General features: G+C 69.6%; 14 protein-coding genes. 7 read left to right on the top strand and 7 right to left on the bottom strand.

From position 1 onward, the window contains the following. Positions 1 to 113: 113 nt before the first annotated feature. From ACZ69Q_RS23920 to ACZ69Q_RS23900, 5 genes are all read left to right on the top strand, one after another. Positions 114 to 692 (top strand): TerD family protein, encoded by a 579-nt coding sequence (locus ACZ69Q_RS23920; protein WP_107907157.1) that lies wholly within the window; start codon positions 114 to 116, stop codon positions 690 to 692. 62 nt (positions 693 to 754) lie between these two features. Further along, on the top strand, positions 755 to 2776 hold the full coding sequence (locus ACZ69Q_RS23915; protein ID WP_471045170.1) for a TerD family protein: 2022 nt from the start codon (positions 755 to 757) through the stop codon (positions 2774 to 2776). A gap of 224 nt (positions 2777 to 3000) precedes the next feature. Continuing rightward, positions 3001 to 4002 (top strand): TerC/Alx family metal homeostasis membrane protein, encoded by a 1002-nt coding sequence (locus ACZ69Q_RS23910; protein ID WP_471045167.1) that lies wholly within the window; start codon positions 3001 to 3003, stop codon positions 4000 to 4002. A 141-nt stretch (positions 4003 to 4143) separates the two neighbouring features. Further along, positions 4144 to 4446 carry a hypothetical protein gene (locus tag ACZ69Q_RS23905; RefSeq protein ID WP_471045164.1) on the top strand — a complete coding sequence of 101 codons (303 nt, stop codon included), beginning with the start codon at positions 4144 to 4146 and terminating at the stop codon, positions 4444 to 4446. Between the two features lie 115 nt (positions 4447 to 4561). Then, positions 4562 to 5662, top strand: coding sequence for a calcium:cation antiporter (locus ACZ69Q_RS23900; RefSeq protein ID WP_471045161.1), 1101 nt, complete (start codon positions 4562 to 4564; stop codon positions 5660 to 5662). A 23-nt stretch (positions 5663 to 5685) separates the two neighbouring features. Here ACZ69Q_RS23900 and ACZ69Q_RS23895 read toward each other — a convergent pair whose 3' ends face one another. Both ACZ69Q_RS23895 and ACZ69Q_RS23890 read right to left on the bottom strand, forming a co-directional pair. After that, positions 5686 to 6996, bottom strand: a complete 1311-nt coding sequence (locus ACZ69Q_RS23895; protein ID WP_471045159.1) for an MFS transporter — start codon at positions 6994 to 6996, stop codon at positions 5686 to 5688. 62 nt (positions 6997 to 7058) lie between these two features. After that, the gene (locus tag ACZ69Q_RS23890) at positions 7059 to 8105 is read right to left on the bottom strand and encodes a S66 family peptidase (RefSeq protein WP_471045156.1); all 1047 of its coding nucleotides are present in this window, start codon (positions 8103 to 8105) and stop codon (positions 7059 to 7061) included. Positions 8106 to 8208: 103 nt separating this feature from the next. On the opposite strand from ACZ69Q_RS23890, the gene aroQ reads away from it, so the two are divergent. After that, the gene (gene aroQ / locus ACZ69Q_RS23885; protein ID WP_471045153.1) at positions 8209 to 8682 is read left to right on the top strand and encodes a type II 3-dehydroquinate dehydratase; all 474 of its coding nucleotides are present in this window, start codon (positions 8209 to 8211) and stop codon (positions 8680 to 8682) included. 65 nt (positions 8683 to 8747) lie between these two features. On the opposite strand, the gene ACZ69Q_RS23880 is transcribed toward aroQ, so the two are convergent. The 5 genes from ACZ69Q_RS23880 to ACZ69Q_RS23860 form a co-directional block, all read right to left on the bottom strand. Continuing rightward, a complete protein-coding gene (locus tag ACZ69Q_RS23880) occupies positions 8748 to 9476 on the bottom strand; it encodes an amino acid ABC transporter ATP-binding protein (RefSeq protein ID WP_471045589.1) in 729 nt (242 codons plus the stop codon). A 35-nt stretch (positions 9477 to 9511) separates the two neighbouring features. Continuing rightward, positions 9512 to 10429, bottom strand: a complete 918-nt coding sequence (locus tag ACZ69Q_RS23875; protein WP_471045151.1) for an amino acid ABC transporter permease — start codon at positions 10427 to 10429, stop codon at positions 9512 to 9514. Then, positions 10426 to 11310, bottom strand: coding sequence for an ABC transporter substrate-binding protein (locus ACZ69Q_RS23870; protein ID WP_471045148.1), 885 nt, complete (start codon positions 11308 to 11310; stop codon positions 10426 to 10428). The genes ACZ69Q_RS23875 and ACZ69Q_RS23870 overlap by 4 nt, the downstream gene beginning before the upstream one ends. Before the next feature lie 367 nt (positions 11311 to 11677). Further along, entirely contained in the window at positions 11678 to 12334 is a 657-nt protein-coding gene (locus tag ACZ69Q_RS23865) for an MBL fold metallo-hydrolase (RefSeq protein WP_471045145.1), read from the bottom strand. A 43-nt stretch (positions 12335 to 12377) separates the two neighbouring features. Then, positions 12378 to 13064 (bottom strand): maleylpyruvate isomerase family mycothiol-dependent enzyme, encoded by a 687-nt coding sequence (locus tag ACZ69Q_RS23860; RefSeq protein ID WP_471045144.1) that lies wholly within the window; start codon positions 13062 to 13064, stop codon positions 12378 to 12380. A gap of 252 nt (positions 13065 to 13316) precedes the next feature. Here ACZ69Q_RS23860 and uvrA point away from each other — a divergent pair, with 252 nt between their 5' ends. After that, positions 13317 to 16373, top strand: coding sequence for an excinuclease ABC subunit UvrA (gene uvrA, locus ACZ69Q_RS23855; RefSeq protein ID WP_471045141.1), 3057 nt, complete (start codon positions 13317 to 13319; stop codon positions 16371 to 16373). The last annotated feature ends 193 nt before the right edge of the window (positions 16374 to 16566 follow it).

The raw sequence follows: 16566 nt of genomic DNA, 5'->3' as shown, positions 1-16566 counted from the left end.
GACCGACACAAAGTGGGGACCGGGGTACGTCACTGTCAGTGCCCCTGCGTAGGGTTCTCGTCATCCGCGGACTCCGCGGCCAACAGGGGACAGCTCGAGAGGGGAATCAGCACGTGACCGTCAACATGACCAAGGGTCAGGCAATCAGTCTGCAGAAGAACGACGGAGGCAGCCTGACCGCGGTGCGCATGGGTCTCGGCTGGCAGGCTGCTCCCCGGCGCGGCCTGTTCGGCTCGCGCACGCGGGAGGTCGACCTCGACGCCTCGGCCGTCCTGTTCGCGGACAAGCAGCCGGTCGACGTCGTCTTCTTCCGCCACCTGGTGAGCGACGACGGCTCCGTGCGCCACACCGGTGACAACCTCGTCGGCGGTGTCGGCCAGGGCGGCGACGACGAGGCGATCCTCGTCGACCTCGCCCGCATCCCGGTCCACATCGACCAGATCGTCTTCACCGTGAACTCCTTCACGGGCCAGACCTTCCAGGAGGTGCAGAACGCGTTCTGCCGCCTGGTCGACGAGACCAACGGCCAGGAGCTCGCCCGCTACACCCTCGCGGGTGGCGGCGCCTACACGGCCCAGATCATGGCGAAGGTGCACCGCTCGGGCCCGGGCTGGGCGATGACGGCCCTCGGCACCCCGGCCAACGGCCGCACCTTCCAGGACCTGATGCCGGCGATCCTGCCGCACCTGTAGAACACGCAAGGCGGCCCGGCGGGCGGCACACGACACGACAACTGACACAGGGGGACGAAGGCATGACGGCCGAGCTGGTGCGGGGGCAGAACCACCCGCTCTCCCAGGCCCGTCTGGAGATCCGGGTCTCGGCCGGTGCGCCGATCGTGGCCGCCGCCACGCTCGGCGACGAGCAGGGCAGGATCCACGGCGTCGAATGGGTGGCCCACCCCGGCGCCCCGACCCTGCCCGGCCTCGAGGTCTCCCGGCAGGCGGCCGCCGACCATCGCCTCGCGGTGGACCTGGACGCCATGCCGGAGGCCGTCCACCGTGTCAGTGTGCTGCTCGCCCTGCCGATCGGGGGCGGCGGCCCGACCCGCTTCGGCGCCGTCCCCGCCCCGTTCGTCGCGGTCACCGGCCTCGACGGCACCGAGGTGGCCAGCTACACCATCGCCGGCCTGGAGGCCGAGTCCGCCGTGGTCGCCCTGGAGCTCTACCGCCGCCAGGGTGCCTGGAAGGTGCGCGCCATAGGCCAGGGGTACGCCGGTGGCCTCGCCGACCTCTTCACCGACCAGGGCCTGGCCCAGGCCCACCAGCTCGCCGGTGGCATCAACGAAGCGGTGGCCCAGGGCGTGGCCCGCTCGATCCCGGCGCCCCCGCCGCGCACGGACGGCGACCGTTCCCGGCAGGCGGCCGGACCCGGCCTCGGCCCGGACCAGTCGGGCCCGGCACAGCAGGGCACCTCAGGTTCCGTGTCACCGCAGCCGACGTCGCCCTACGGCACGCAGACGCCCGGCATGCCGGGCCAGTCCGCGCCGCAGCCGTCGTACCAGGGCGGAACCGGCGCCACCGATCCCACCCAGCCGTCCGCTCCCACGTCCGGCGGACCGATCGACTACAGCCACCCGCGCCGGCAGAACACGGCTCCGCCGCCGCCCCCGCCGACCGCGCCCCCGGCGCAGCCCGGACAGCCCGCGCAGCCCGTCGCGGGCGACGCCACCGGCTGGTCCATGGAGGAGCGGCTCTACAACCAGGTGTGGGGCATGTTCGAGGACCTGGCCCGCACCACCGCCGCGTACCGCAGTGCGGTCGACTTCGCCGAATCGCGCATGGAGAAGGAGCTCGACCAGGTCCTGTCGGACCCGCGCAGCCGGATCGGCGGACAGGGCGACGCCGCCCGCGAGGCGGCCCAGGCCAAGCACGCGGAGCTCGTCAATCAGGCCAGGGCCTCGCTCGACCGGGATCTCGCCCAGCTCACCGCGGAGTCCCAGGTCGTCGAACCCGCGCTGCCGCTCGCCTACGCCCGCTGGGACAACCCGGTCTGGCACGGCTACCGCGTACCGATGGAGATCCCCATGGCCCTGCGCCTGGGTGAGCTCCACCTGCCCGAGAGCGCCGAGCTGCGCATCCCGATGCTGGTCCGGCTGCCGCTGGAGCGCGGCCTGTGGATCGACAGCGGGCGCAGCGGGTCGCTCGATGCTTCCTTCCACGACTCCCACGACCTGCACCGCCTCGCGTTGGAGACGGCGGTGGCGAACGCGGCGCGGCTGCTCGCCGTCTACCCGGCCGGCGAGTTCACCGTGCATGTCATCGACCCGGCCGGTTCGGGCGCGCAGGCACTTGCACCCCTGGTGCAGACCGGTGTGCTGGCGGCCCCGCCCGCGGTGGGCGCGGCCGGGGTCGCGGACGTCCTCGCGCGGCTCACGCAGCGCGTCGACCTCGTGCAGATGGCGCTGCGCGCCGGTGCGCCCGACTCCTTGCCGCCGGGCTTCGACACCTCGCAGCAGCTACTGATCGTCAACGACTTCCCGCACGGCTTCGACGACCGGGCCGTGACCCAGCTCCGCTACCTGGCGGACGAGGGTCCCGCCGTCGGCGTCCACCTGATGATGGTCGCGGACCGCGAGGAGGCGGCCGGCTACGGCCCGCTGCTCGACCCCCTCTGGCGTGCGCTGCTGCGTCTGACCCCCGTGGCCGACGACCACCTCGCCGACCCGTGGGTGGGGCACGCCTGGACCTACGAGCCCTCGCTCGTGCCGGCCGGCAGCCAGATCCTCCAGCAGGTGCTCACACAGGTCGCAGCGGCCCGGGCCAAGCACTGGTAAAGGGCCCCTGACCAGCTAACTTGGTACTTCTTTTGCCAAGCGCTTTACCTTTCCTTGGTGAATGGGGTACTGTTTGTCCCACGGAGGGGAGTACTCCCTGTCTGCTGCGACGTTCCCGTCAATACGGATCCGGCCAGATCCCGGGGCGTCGGCCCATCGTGGGTGGAAGAGACCTCCGGCGCGCGACGACGCTGACATTTGCCGTTACGACTGCCGGAGGCGCAGTGGAAATTTCCACGACCTTGTGGGTCTTGACCATCGTGGGCCTAGCCGCCCTGATCGCGGTCGATTTCTTCATCGGCCGAAAGCCACACGACGTATCAATCAAGGAAGCCGGAATCTGGACGGTCGTCTGGATCGCCCTGGCGGGCCTCTTCGGGCTCGGCCTGCTGATCTTCGGCGACGGACAGGCCGGCGGCGAGTTCTTCGCCGGCTTCATCACCGAGAAGTCGCTGAGTGTCGACAACCTCTTCGTCTTCGTCCTGATCATGGCGAAGTTCGCCGTGCCGTCCCAGTATCAGCAACGGGTGCTGCTGGTCGGTGTCCTCATCGCCCTGGTGCTGCGGGCCATCTTCATCGCCGCGGGTGCCGCGATCCTCGCCAGCTTCGCGTGGGTGTTCTACCTCTTCGGCGCCTTCCTGATCTGGACCGCCTGGAAGCTCATCCAGGAGGCCCGGGCCGACGATGACGACGAGGAGTTCGAGGAGAACAAGCTGCTGAAGGCGGCCGAGCGCAGGTTCGGTGTCGCCGACCGCTACCACGGCACCAAGCTGTGGATCCAGGAGAACGGCAAGCGGGTCATGACCCCGATGCTGGTCGTGATGCTCGCGATCGGCACGACGGACGTGCTCTTCGCCCTGGACTCCATCCCGGCGATCTTCGGCCTGACGCAGGACCCGTACATCGTGTTCACGGCCAACGCGTTCGCGCTGATGGGTCTGCGGCAGCTCTACTTCCTCATCGGCGGTCTGCTGAAGAAGCTGGTCCACCTCAGCTACGGCCTGTCGATCATCCTCGGCTTCATCGGCGTGAAGCTGGTGCTGCACGCACTGCACGAGTCCGGCGTCCACGTTCCCGAGATCAGCATTCCGGTCTCGCTCGGCGTGATCTGCTCGGTCCTGATCGTCACCACGATCACGAGCCTGAGGGCCTCCAAGAAGCAGGCGGCGGCCGAGGCGGCGCAGGAGCGGAGCGAAGGCGCTCCGAAGGACAGCATCGACGTCTGACCATGTCGGACGTAGGAAGAACCATCACCGGGGGTGGTGCTCAGCGAATTGCCGAGCACCGCTCCCGGTGCTTCTTTGGGTGCTGGATGTCCTCGCAGGGGGACACCACGGCCGGGGGTGGAGGCACCTGTGGACGCACCCATGAAGTTCGTACAGATCATCGACTTCGAGACCGAGCGCATCGATGAGATGCGGGAGCTGGCCCAAGAGACGGAACAGCGCCTCGCGGGCCGCAGCGGCGGCCCCACGCGGCGGCTCGTCATCAAGGACCGGGCGCAGACCAACCGCTACCTCGTGGTGATCGAGTTCGACTCCCACGAGGACGCGATGCGCAACAGCGAGGACCCCGAGACGACCAAGTTCGCGGAGCAGATGGCCGCGCTGTGCACCAGGCCGCCGTCCTTCACGGACTGCGACGTACAGGAGACAACCGATTTCGCGTAGCGACATAAGAAGCACAGGGGCCCCGCATCCCCAGGGCGCGGGGCCGCCTGACCGCCATCCTGACCACCACACAGACGAGAATGCGAAGCCTCAACCGCTCTGCGACGATCGCTCCATGATCGATCGGCTCAGGTCGCTCGCGACGGGGTGGACGTACCTCGTGCCGGCGCTCGCGGTCGTCCTGCTGGCCTTCACCTGGGGGCGGGACCTGCCCGGCGCGGTCGTCGCAGTCGTGACGCTGGTCCTCGCGGGTGCCGTCCTGGCCGCCGTACACCACGCCGAAGTGGTCGCGCACCGCGTCGGCGAGCCCTTCGGCTCACTCGTCCTCGCCGTCGCCGTCACGATCATCGAGGTCGCCCTGATCGTGACCCTGATGGTCGACGGAGGCGACAAGAGTTCCACCCTTGCCCGCGACACGGTCTTCGCGGCCGTGATGATCACCTGTAACGGCATCGTCGGCCTGTGTCTGCTCGTCGCCTCGCTGCGGCACCGTACGGCCGTCTTCAACCCGGAGGGCACCGGCGCCGCCCTGGCGACCGTGGCGACCCTGGCCACGCTCAGCCTGGTGCTGCCGACGTTCACCACGAGCAAGCCGGGCCCGGAGTTCTCCACGGTGCAGCTCACGTTCGCCGCGGTCTCGTCGCTGATCCTGTACGGCCTCTTCGTGACGACACAGACCGTGCGGCACCGCGACTACTTCCTTCCCATCACCCGGCAGGGCGACGTGATCGACGGTGACGACCACGCCGACGCGCCCTCCGCCCGCACGGCGCTGGTGAGCCTGGGGCTGCTGGGCCTGGCCCTGATCGGCGTCGTCGGCCTGGCCAAGGGGGTGTCGCCCACCATCGAGGACGGAGTGGCGGCCGCTGACCTGCCCCATGCCGTCGTCGGCGTGATCATCGCTCTGCTGGTGCTGCTTCCCGAGACGATCGCCGCGCTGCGCTCCGCCCGCCGTGACCGGGTGCAGACCAGTCTGAATCTCGCGCTCGGCTCGGCGATGGCGAGCATCGGGCTGACCATCCCGGCGGTCGCACTGGCCTCGGTCTGGCTCACGGGCCCGCTCGTCCTCGGCCTCGGCCCCACCCACATGGTGCTGCTCGCCCTGACGGTGGTGGTGAGCTCGCTGACGGTCGTACCGGGGCGGGCGACACCGCTCCAGGGCGGCGTCCACCTGGTGCTGTTCGCCGCGTACCTGGAGCTCGCGATCAATCCGTGAACCCGCCCCGACCACGGAGCCCGTCACCCGGTGGCGGGCTCCGCAGCCGCGGCCGGCACCGGACGCGTCTCGGGCAGCAGCGTGAAACACCCCAGACTGAGCAGCGCGACGCCGGTCAGATACGCCCCCACGCCCCAGGGCACCCGGCCGTCGCCCTGCTCGACCAGCGCTGTCGCCACGATCGGCGTGAGCGCGCCCCCGATCACGCCGCCGAGGTTGTAGCCCACCGCGGCACCCGTGCAGCGCACTCGGGGCTCGTACAGCTCCGGCAGATACGCGGCGATCACGGCGAACATGGTGATGAAGGCGAGCATCGCCCCGAGGAAGCCCAGGAACATCAGCAGCGGCTGGCCCGTGGCGAGAAGGGCGACCAGCGGGAACATCCACAGGGCGGACGCCGTGCATCCGATGAGGCACAGAGGCCGCCGCCCGTACCGGTCGCCGAGGATCGCCGCCAGCGGTGTCAGCGAGCCCTTCACCACCACCGCGGCCATGATGCAGGTCAGCATGACGCCACGACTCACCCCCAGCCGCTCGGTGGCGTACGCGAGGGACCAGGTCGTCACGGCGTAGAAGATCGCGTACCCGATCGCGAGCGCTCCGGCCGTCAGCAGCACGAGCCGCCAGTGGTCGCGTACGACCTCGGTGAGCGGCACGCGCGCGTGGTCGTCGATCTCGAGGAACCGGGGACTCTCGGCGAGCGACGACCGCAGCCACAGCCCGGCCAGCGCGAGCACACCCGCCGCCCAGAAAGGCACACGCCAGCCCCACGAGGCGAACTGCGCGTCGGACAGCGTCGCCGACAGCCCCAGCACGACACCGTTGGCGAGCAGGAAGCCCAACGCGGGCCCGACCTGCGGAAAGCTCGACCACAGACCGCGCCGCCCGGCCGGCGCGTGCTCGACGGTCAGCAGGACGGCCCCGCCCCACTCGCCGCCGAGTCCCAGTCCCTGGAGAAAACGAAGCACGAGCAGCAGCAGGGGAGCGGCCACACCGATCGTTCCGTACGTCGGTACGCAGCCGACCGCGACCGTGGACGCCCCGGTCAGCAGCAGTGAGGCGACCAGGACCGGTCGGCGTCCGTGCCGGTCCCCGATGTGCCCGAACAGCACCGACCCCAGGGGCCGTGCCACGAAGCCCACCCCGAATGTGGCGAAGGCGGCCAGGGTTCCCGCCACCGGCGAGAACGTCGGGAAGAACAGTGGCCCCAGGACCAGTGCCGCCGCGGTTCCGTAGACGAAGAAGTCGTAGAACTCGATGGCCGTCCCGGCGAGCGAGGCGGCCGCGAGCCGCAGCATGGACGGGGGTGCCTTTACTGTGCGTACGTCGTGCATGCTGCGTCAACTACCCAGCGTGACCGCTGGTTACGGGGGCGTACGGGCGCGCTGGGGCTTTGTCAGTACGTGACGGTGATGCGCCGGGCGGGGCCGTCGATGCGGACGGTGCCGCCGTAGGGGATCACGAGTTGTGGATCGGTGTGGCCGAGGTCCACGTCGAAGACGATGGGGATGTGCGGTGCATATACACGCATGGCCCGCAGCACGGCCTCGCGCTGGTCCGCAGCGTAACGAGCGGCCTCCTCCGGGCCGTTGGGGCGCACGAAGGACCAGGTCTTCGCCCGCCCCATCAACAGTGCGGAGAAGCGGTGGAGCAGCCCGCGCTCGCCCATGTTGCGCAGGGTCCAGAAGACCTCGTCAGCGCTCGGCATCTCCTCCGACGTCTCCAGCAACAGCACTCCACCGTCGTACTCGGAGAGATCGCGCGCGATCTCCCGGTCGGCCATGAGCAGCCAACCGACGATCTCCAGGCAGCCGCCCCAAGTGCGGCCCTCCACCACCCGGTCGGCGTTCACCCACGTCCACCCGCCGCCGGGCCGCGTCTCCGGCTCCGCGTCGAAGGTCGCGGGGTCGGCCCAGTCACGGTTGATGTCGTTCCAGCGCTCGGCGGGCCCGAGTTCGTACTCGCCAGAGGTGAACAGCGCGGCCCGCAGCGAGTCGGCGGTCTGCGGGTGCATGGCACCCGGGCGGCCCAGCTCGCACATCACGGTGGCGCCGTGATAGCCGACGATTCCGGTGTTGCGCAAGAACATCAGCAGGTTCGTGTTGTCACTCATCCCGAAGAACGGCTTCGGGTTCGCCCGGATCAACTCCCGGTCCAGCAACGGCAGCACGGTGATCTGGTCGTCGCCGCCGATCGAGGCGATGACCGCCTTGATGTCGGGGTCGGCGAACGCGGCGTGGATGTCGTCGGCCCGCTCCTGAGGCGTCGAGCCCATCTTGCGGGTCGCCGGATACTCGACCGGTTCGAGCCCGTACTCCTTGCGCAGCCGCTCCAGGCCCAGTTCGTAGGGGCGCGGGAAGAGTCCGGGCAGGCCCGCGCCGGGCGAAATGACGGCGACGCGGTCGCCGGGTGAGGGCTTGGGAGGGTACGAGATCGTGGTCATGTCCGGAGGGTAGGGCGCGAGGCGCGCTTCGTGCATCGTGATAAACCGGGGTCTGAGCAGCGGTCATCGACGGACCGCGCACCCTGAACGGACCGGAGGAACCGTGCCCCGCACCCTGGCCAACGCCCCGATCATGATCCTCAACGGCCCCAACCTGAACCTGCTCGGCCAGCGCCAGCCGGAGATCTACGGCTCCGAGACGCTGGCCGATGTCGAGGCCCTGTGCGCCAAGGCGGCGGCGGCGCACGGCGGCACGATCGACCTCCGGCAGTCCAATCACGAGGGCGAGCTGGTCGACTGGATCCACGAGGCGCGGCTGAACCACTGCGGGATCGTGATCAACCCCGGCGCCTACTCGCACACCTCCGTGGCGATCCTGGATGCGCTCAACACCTGTGACGGCATTCCTGTGTTGGAGGTCCACATCTCCAACATCCACAAGCGTGAGTCCTTCCGGCACCACTCCTACGTCTCGCTGCGCGCCGACGGGGTCATCGCCGGGTGCGGTGTGCAGGGTTACGTGTTCGGAGTGGAGCGGGTCGCGGCGCTGGTGGGGGAGGGGCAGGCGAACACGTGACGCGGCCGGGCCGCGGCTGCGGGAAGGCACGGCTGTAAGGACCGCCCGCCCTTGCGAAGCGGTCCTTACAGCCGCCCGGCCTCCACGATGCGCCGCAGGAAGCGCTGCGTGCGCTCCTGCTGCGGATCGCCGAAGATCTGCTCGGCCGTGCCGCGCTCCAGCACCACCCCTCCGTCCAGAAAACAAACCTGGTCGGCGACCTCGCGAGCGAACCCCATCTCGTGCGTGGCCAGCACCATCGTCATCCCGTCCGCCTTCAAGTCACGCACGACGGTGAGGACTTCGCCCACGAGCTCGGGGTCGAGGGCGGCGGTGATCTCGTCGAGCAGCAGCAGCCGCGGACGTACGGCGAGCGCTCGGACGATCGCGACCCGCTGCTGCTGACCGCCGCTCAGCCGGTCCGGGTACTCGCCCGCCTTCTCGGCGAGCCCCAGCCGCTCCAGCAGCTCACGCGCGTGTGCCTCGGCCTCGGCGCGGGACTGCCCGTGCACCCGGCGCGGGGCGAGGGTGATGTTCTCCAGGACCGTCATGTGCGGGAAGAGGTTGTACGCCTGGAACACCACGCCGATACGGCGGCGTACGGCGTCCTGGTCGACGCGTGGATCGGTGATCTCCTCACCGTCCAGCCAGATCGCACCGTCGTCGATCTCCTCCAGCAGGTTCGCGCACCGCAGCAGCGTGGACTTGCCGGAGCCGGAGGCGCCGATCAGCGCGGTCACCGTGTGCGGGGCGACCTCCAGGTCGACGTCCCGCAGCACCAACGAGCCGCCGAAGGCCTTGCGGACGGACTCCATGCGCAGCACAGGTGCGTCACTCACGGATGCGTCGCTCACAGGGCACCTCCTTGGGCACGCCGGCGGTCCATCCGGGCCGTCACCCAGTCCGTGAAGCGGGTCATCGGAATGGTCAGCGCCACGAAGATCAGGCCGGCGACGATGTAGGGCGTGTAGTTGAGGCTGCGACCCACGATGATGTCCGCGGCCCGTACGGCGTCCACCGCGCCGCCGATCGACACCAGCCCGGTGTCCTTCTGCAACGACACCAGGTCGTTCAGCAGGGGCGGCACCTGGCGGCGCACGGCTTGGGGCAGGACGACGTGCCGCAGGGCCTGCCGGTTGGTCAGGCCGAGCGAGCGCGCGGCGGCGCGCTGCGAGGGGTGCACGGACTCGATGCCCGCCCGGAACACCTCGGCCACGTAGGCCGAATACGTCAGCGTGAGGGCCGTGCCGCCCAGCAGCACCGGATCGACGGTCACGCCCTGGAGCCGCAGTGCGGGGACGCCGAGGACGACGATCATGAGGTTAATGATGAGCGGAAGACCCCGGAAGAAGTCCGTGTAGGCGGCCGCCAGCACCCGCAGCGGGAAGAACACCGGGCCGCGCAGCGTGCGGGCGACGGCGATGAGCATCCCGAGGACCAGCACGCAGGCGCCGCAGATCAGCAGCAGCCGGACATTGAGCCACAGCCCTTCGAGGACCTTGGGGAACGCCTCGCGCGCGTACTCCCACTCGAAGAACGTCTCCTTGGTGCGCGGCCAGCCCGGCGCGTTGACCACGACCAGGTAGAGGACGACACCGCTGACCAGGGTGGAGAGGGCGCCGATGGCCGTGGCGCGGCGGGCGCGGGCGCGCTTGAAGCGCTCGCGGTCCAGGCGCCGCTGCGAGGGGACGTAGCCGTCGTCCGCGCCCGGCATGCCGCCGTCGTCGTCCGCTCCGTCCTGGCCGGACTCCTCCTTCGTGACCGTCACTTGAGCACCGGGGCGTCGACGGCGTCGGACAGCCACTGCTGCTCGAGCTTGTCGAGGGTGCCGTCCTTACGCAGGGCGTCCACGGCGTCCGTCACGCACGAGGTCAGCGCACTGCCCTTGTCGAGCACGAGCCCGAACTGCTCCGGCGTACCGCCCTGGTTCTCGAACTGGCCGACGATCGTCGCGTCCGTCACCTCGGCCGCGGTGATGTAGAAGGCGGTCGGCAGGTCGACCACGATGGCGTCCACCTGCCCGTTCTTCAGCGCCGACTTGGCCTGGTCGTTCTTGGCGTAGGCGGCGGCCTGCTGGGTCGGCTTCACCACGTCGTCGATGTAGTCGAGGCTGGTGGTGCCGACCTGCGCGCCCAGCTTGAGGCCCTTCAGGTCGGCGACGCTCTTCGCCTTGGCGGCCTTGCCGCCCTTGAGCGCGATGACGGCCTGGCGGACGTCGTAGTAGCCGGACGAGAAGTCCACGGCCTTCTTGCGCTCGTCGCTGATCGACACCTGGTTGATGTCGAAGTCGAAGGTCTTCTCGCCGGGTGCGAAAGCCTTGTTGAACGGGACGCTCTGCCAGACGACCGCGCCCTTGTCGTAGCCGAGCTGCTTCGCCACGGCGTACGCGACCGCCGACTCGAAGCCCTCGCCGCTCGCGGGCTTGTCGTCCTTGAACCAGGGCTCGTACGCCGGCTCGTCGGTGGCGACGGTCAGCTTGCCGGACGTCTTGGTGGCCAACTTGCCCTTGGCACAGGTGTTCCCGGCCGAACCCGACGGCGCGTCGGCGGCCTTCTCGTCCGGCTGCGGAGCACAACCGAGAGCGGTGGCGAGCAGGGCGGTCGTTGCGACGGCGACGGCGCGGCGCAGCGCGCGGGGGGCAGGGTGCATGGCGCGAGATTGACAGTACATCGTCGACTTTGTCGAGGTCACGACGGTGAATGTCCGCATATTGGGAACGGGTGTTGCGTTCCTGTGAACATGTCCGGCGGGAGATCGCCGGGGCCGCCGGTCGAGGGCGGGGATTGAGAGACCGGCGGCCCTTTCCGCTCAGGAGCCGTCATCCTTCGCGGGGCTGCTTCCAGTTGACTGCGCAACAACGCGCGCCGGGAGCGCGCGCATGACACCAGCGTGTGTGAACGGTTCACACGGGGCGCGTGCGCGGGGCGCGCGCTTCCAGTATTCGCGCGTGCACTGCTCCGCGCGCCTCACCAGCCCCGTGAGTACAGCGCTTGGGCCGCGCTCACCAACCCTGCGCTCACCAACCCCGCGCGTGCCACTCCGGCAGATGCGGCCGCTCGGCGCCCAGGGTCGTGTCGTCGCCGTGCCCGGGGTAGACCCACGTCTCGTCCGGCAGCGTGCCGAAGATCTTCGTCTCCACGTCGTGGATCAGGCTGGCGAACGCCTTCGGATCCTTACGGGTGTTGCCCACACCGCCGGGGAAGAGACAGTCCCCCGTGAACACATGAGGATGCCCGTGCGGGTCGTCGTAGACGAGGGCGATCGAACCCGGCGTGTGCCCCACGAGGTGGCGCGCGGTGAGCTCCACGCGCCCCACCCGGATGGTGTCGCCGTCGTCGACCAGGACGTCGGTCGGCACCGGGATGCCGTCGGCGTCGTCCCGGCCGGCGTACGTGCGCGCGCCGGTGCCCTCCACGACCGCGGCGAGCGCCTGCCAGTGGTCGCCGTGCTGGTGCGTGGTGACGACGGACGCGATGCCGTCGTCCCCGATCATGCCGAGCAGGGTGTCCGCGTCGTTGGCGGCGTCGATCAGCAGTTGCTCGTCCGTGGCCCGGCAGCGCAGCAGATAGGCGTTGTTGTTCATCGGGCCGACCGCGATCTTGGTGATCATCAGGTCCTTGAGCTCATGCACGTCGGCGGGGCCACCGACCGTCACCTGTCCGCTGTACGTCATGGCGGCAGCCTATAGCGGCGGGGTGGCCGGCGGCCCCCCGGCGCTACAGCGGGGGAAGCGACGGCAGCGCGCCGCCCACCGTCGTGAGTCCGGACCCGTCGCGGCGCCCGGCGAGCCAGCCGAGCAGGTCGGGTGCGGCGCCTCGGACGGTGACCTCGGCGGAGTCCGCCTTGCGGCCTGTGCTCCACGCGTGCGTGCCGTCCGTGAGCGTGGTCGACGGCACGTCGGCGTGACCGGTGAACCGGTCCGCCAAGAAGTCGATCTCCCGCTCCACGAACTCCGCCGGCAGATCCTCCAGCTCGTACCCGATCCCGAGATCGACGTGGTGCAGCTCCACCTCGACCCACCGCCGGAACGGCACCCGGGCCGCCGCGTCGGTGACCCCGTTGCGCAGCTCCACCGTGCGCGCCCAGTCCGCGGGCGCGGCGCCCGCTTCCTGGAAGCGGCTGCCGCTCGCGCGCACGTCGGTGAGCTGGACGTCGAGGGGACGCGGGGCGTCGCGCTCGATGTCGGCGTCCCGGGCGGAGGCGGAGACGTACATGGGGCGCCCTTCGAGGACGTTCACGAGGGCGTCCGCATTGCGGGCGATGTGCGCGAGGACATGGCCGCGGCTCCATCCGGGGAGCCGTGACGGCTCGGCCACTGACGCGTTGTCCAGTTTCGCCGCTGCGGTCAGCAGCCGATCGGTCGCTTCATGTACAGACACCAGGTCACGAGCGTGATCAATCATGGTGCTGACACTAGCCTCGCCACTCCTTTGGGTGAAGGTGGTGAACGAGTGCCGTAAATCGAATGCGCGTGCTATAGGGTCGGTCGTGGCGTCGGGCATGCTGGATGGCCGGGGATTGTTAACGCATCCAGGAATCCGACCGGCGTTGTCAGTGGCGCCCCCTAGTCTGAGAAAGCACGGGGGGACTCGAGTCCGAGAACACACGGGGGCCTCGCCTCCGTGTCACTTCTCTCAAGAAAGGTGCGGACCGGCGTGGCCGACCGTCTCATCGTCCGTGGCGCGCGCGAGCACAATCTGAAGAATGTCTCGCTCGACCTGCCACGCGACTCGCTCATCGTCTTCACGGGCCTGTCGGGGTCGGGCAAGTCCTCGCTGGCCTTCGACACCATCTTCGCCGAGGGGCAGCGGCGCTACGTGGAGTCGCTGTCGTCGTACGCCCGGCAGTTCCTCGGCCAGATGGACAAGCCGGACGTCGACTTCATCGAGGGTCTGTCCCCGGCCGTCTCCATCGACCAGAAATCGACCTCGCGCAACCCGCGCTCGACGGTCGGCACCATCACCGAGGTCTACGACTACCTGCGTCTGCTCTTCGCGCGCATCGGCAAGCCGCACTGCCCCGAGTGCGGCCGGCCGATCTCCCGTCAGTCGCCGCAGGCCATCGTCGACAGGGTCCTGGAGCTGCCGGAGGGGAGCCGCTTCCAGGTGCTGTCGCCGCTGGTGCGCGAGCGCAAGGGTGAGTTCGTCGACCTCTTCGCCGACCTGCAGACCAAGGGCTACTCCCGCGCGCGGGTGGACGGCGAGACCGTCCAGCTTTCCAACCCGCCCACGCTGAAGAAGCAGGAGAAGCACACCATCGAGGTGGTCGTCGACCGTCTGACGGTGAAGGACTCCGCCAAGCGCCGCCTCACCGACTCCGTGGAGACGGCCCTCGGCCTGTCCGGCGGCATGGTCGTGCTCGACTTCGTCGACCTCCCCGAGGACGACCCCGAGCGCGAGCGCATGTACTCGGAGCACCTGTACTGCCCGTACGACGACCTCTCCTTCGAGGAGCTGGAGCCGCGCTCCTTCTCCTTCAACTCTCCGTTCGGCGCCTGCCCCGAGTGCACCGGCATCGGCACGCGCATGGAGGTCGACCCCGAACTGATCGTCCCGGACGAGGACAAGTCCCTCGACGAGGGCGCCATCCACCCCTGGTCGCACGGGCACACCAAGGACTACTTCGGCCGTCTGATCGGTGCCCTCGCCGACGCGCTGGGCTTCCGGACCGACATCCCCTTCGCGGGCCTGCCGCAGCGCGCCAAGAAGGCCCTGCTCTACGGCCACAAGACGCAGATCGAGGTCCGGTACCGAAACCGGTACGGCCGCGAGCGTGTGTACACGACGCCCTTCGAGGGGGCCGTTCCCTTCGTCAAGCGCCGGCACAGCGAGTCCGAGAGCGACGCCAGCCGTGAGCGCTTCGAGGGGTACATGCGCGAGGTGCCCTGCCCCACCTGTGAAGGCACCCGACTGAAGCCGATCGTCCTCGCGGTCACGATCATGGAGAAGTCGATCGCCGAGGTCTCCGCGATGTCGATCAGCGACTGCGCCGAGTTCCTGGGCGAACTGAAGCTCAACGCCCGCGACAAGAAGATCGCCGAGCGCGTGCTGAAGGAGGTCAACGAGCGGCTGCGGTTCCTGGTCGACGTCGGCCTCGACTACCTCTCGCTCAACCGCGCGGCAGGCACGCTCTCCGGCGGCGAGGCCCAGCGCATCCGCCTGGCCACCCAGATCGGCTCCGGACTCGTCGGCGTGCTGTACGTCCTCGACGAGCCCTCCATCGGTCTGCACCAGCGCGACAACCACCGGCTGATCGAGACCCTCGTCCGGCTGCGCGACATGGGCAACACGCTCATCGTCGTCGAGCACGACGAGGACACCATCAAGACCGCCGACTGGATCGTCGACATCGGCCCCGGCGCCGGTGAGCACGGCGGCAAGGTCGTGCACAGCGGCTCCCTGAAGGAGCTGCTCGCCAACTCCGAGTCGCAGACCGGCCAGTACCTGGCCGGCAAGAAGGCGATCCCGCTGCCCGACATCCGGCGCCCGCACGACCCGTCCCGGCTGCTCACGGTGCACGGCGCCCGGGAGAACAACCTCCAGGACATCGACGTCTCGTTCCCGCTGGGCGTGTTCACCGCGGTCACGGGCGTGTCCGGCTCCGGCAAGTCGACGCTGGTCAACGACATCCTGTACACGCACCTGGCCCGCGAGCTCAACGGCGCCCGCAACGTCCCCGGGCGGCACACGCGCGTGGACGGCGACGACCTCGTCGACAAGGTCGTGCACGTCGACCAGTCGCCCATCGGCCGCACCCCGCGCTCGAACCCGGCGACGTACACCGGCGTCTTCGACCACATCCGCAAGCTGTTCGCCGAGACCACCGAGGCGAAGGTCCGCGGATACATGCCGGGCCGGTTCTCCTTCAACGTCAAGGGCGGCCGCTGCGAGAACTGCGCGGGCGACGGCACCATCAAGATCGAGATGAACTTCCTCCCGGACGTGTACGTCCCGTGCGAGGTCTGCCACGGTGCCCGGTACAACCGGGAGACCCTGGAGGTCCACTACAAGGGCAAGTCCATCTCCGAGGTCCTCAACATGCCGATCGAAGAGGCCATGGACTTCTTCGAGGCCGTCCCGGCGATCAACCGGCACCTGAAGACGCTGAACGACGTCGGTCTCGGCTACGTCCGGCTCGGCCAGTCGGCGACGACCCTGTCCGGCGGTGAGGCCCAGCGCGTGAAGCTCGCGAGCGAGCTCCAGAAGCGCTCCACCGGCCGCACGGTCTACGTCCTCGACGAGCCGACCACCGGTCTGCACTTCGAGGACATCAGCAAGCTGCTCAAGGTCCTCTCCGGCCTGGTCGACAAGGGCAACACGGTCATCGTCATCGAGCACAACCTCGACGTGATCAAGACCGCCGACTGGCTCGTGGACATGGGCCCCGAGGGCGGCGCCGGCGGTGGCCTGGTCATCGCGGAGGGCACGCCTGAGCAGGTTGCCGCGGTGCCCGCCAGCCACACCGGCAAGTTCCTGCGCGAGGTCCTCGGCGCCGACCGCATCAGCGACGCGGCCTCGGTGAAGGCCCCACGCAAGGCGGCGGCCAGGAAGACGGTCGCGGCGGGGACGGCGGCGAAGAAGACGGCGACGGCCAGGACCACGAAGGCGGCCAACAACAAGGCCACCGACAAGGCGGCCGGGGCCACGAAGAAGGCGGCCGCCGCGAAGAAGGCGACTCCCGCGAAGAAGACGACGCGGGCCCGCAAGGCCTGAGTCGGGCGAGCGGCGAGTCCGAACAAATACCGAAACGGGCGGGGGGGGGGGGGGGGGGGGGAGGGGGGGGGAGGGGGGGGGGGGGGGGGGGGGGAGGGGGGGAGGGGGGGGAGGGGGGGGGGGGGGGGAGTGTGGTCGGGGTTCCCGTTGGGGTTTTTTTCAACAACCTACAGGAGGGAGGGAAACCAAAAAC

The sequence above is a fragment of the Streptomyces sp. NPDC036764 genome (assembly GCF_055609385.1).
This window is presented reverse-complemented; position numbering and strand designations above follow the sequence as displayed.

Excerpts from the sequence above, each read along its gene's own strand:
- ACZ69Q_RS23915 (WP_471045170.1), top strand. The coding sequence starts at position 755 with ATGACGGCCGAGCTGGTGCGGGGGCAGAACCACCCGCTCTCCCAGGCC.
- ACZ69Q_RS23905 (WP_471045164.1), top strand. The coding sequence starts at position 4,144 with ATGAAGTTCGTACAGATCATCGACTTCGAGACCGAGCGCATCGATGAG.
- ACZ69Q_RS23900 (WP_471045161.1), top strand. The coding sequence starts at position 4,562 with ATGATCGATCGGCTCAGGTCGCTCGCGACGGGGTGGACGTACCTCGTG.
- ACZ69Q_RS23895 (WP_471045159.1), bottom strand. The coding sequence starts at position 6,996 with ATGCACGACGTACGCACAGTAAAGGCACCCCCGTCCATGCTGCGGCTC.
- ACZ69Q_RS23890 (WP_471045156.1), bottom strand. The coding sequence starts at position 8,105 with ATGACCACGATCTCGTACCCTCCCAAGCCCTCACCCGGCGACCGCGTC.
- ACZ69Q_RS23880 (WP_471045589.1), bottom strand. The coding sequence starts at position 9,476 with ATGGAGTCCGTCCGCAAGGCCTTCGGCGGCTCGTTGGTGCTGCGGGAC.
- ACZ69Q_RS23870 (WP_471045148.1), bottom strand. The coding sequence starts at position 11,310 with ATGCACCCTGCCCCCCGCGCGCTGCGCCGCGCCGTCGCCGTCGCAACG.
- ACZ69Q_RS23865 (WP_471045145.1), bottom strand. The coding sequence starts at position 12,334 with ATGACGTACAGCGGACAGGTGACGGTCGGTGGCCCCGCCGACGTGCAT.
- ACZ69Q_RS23860 (WP_471045144.1), bottom strand. The coding sequence starts at position 13,064 with ATGATTGATCACGCTCGTGACCTGGTGTCTGTACATGAAGCGACCGAT.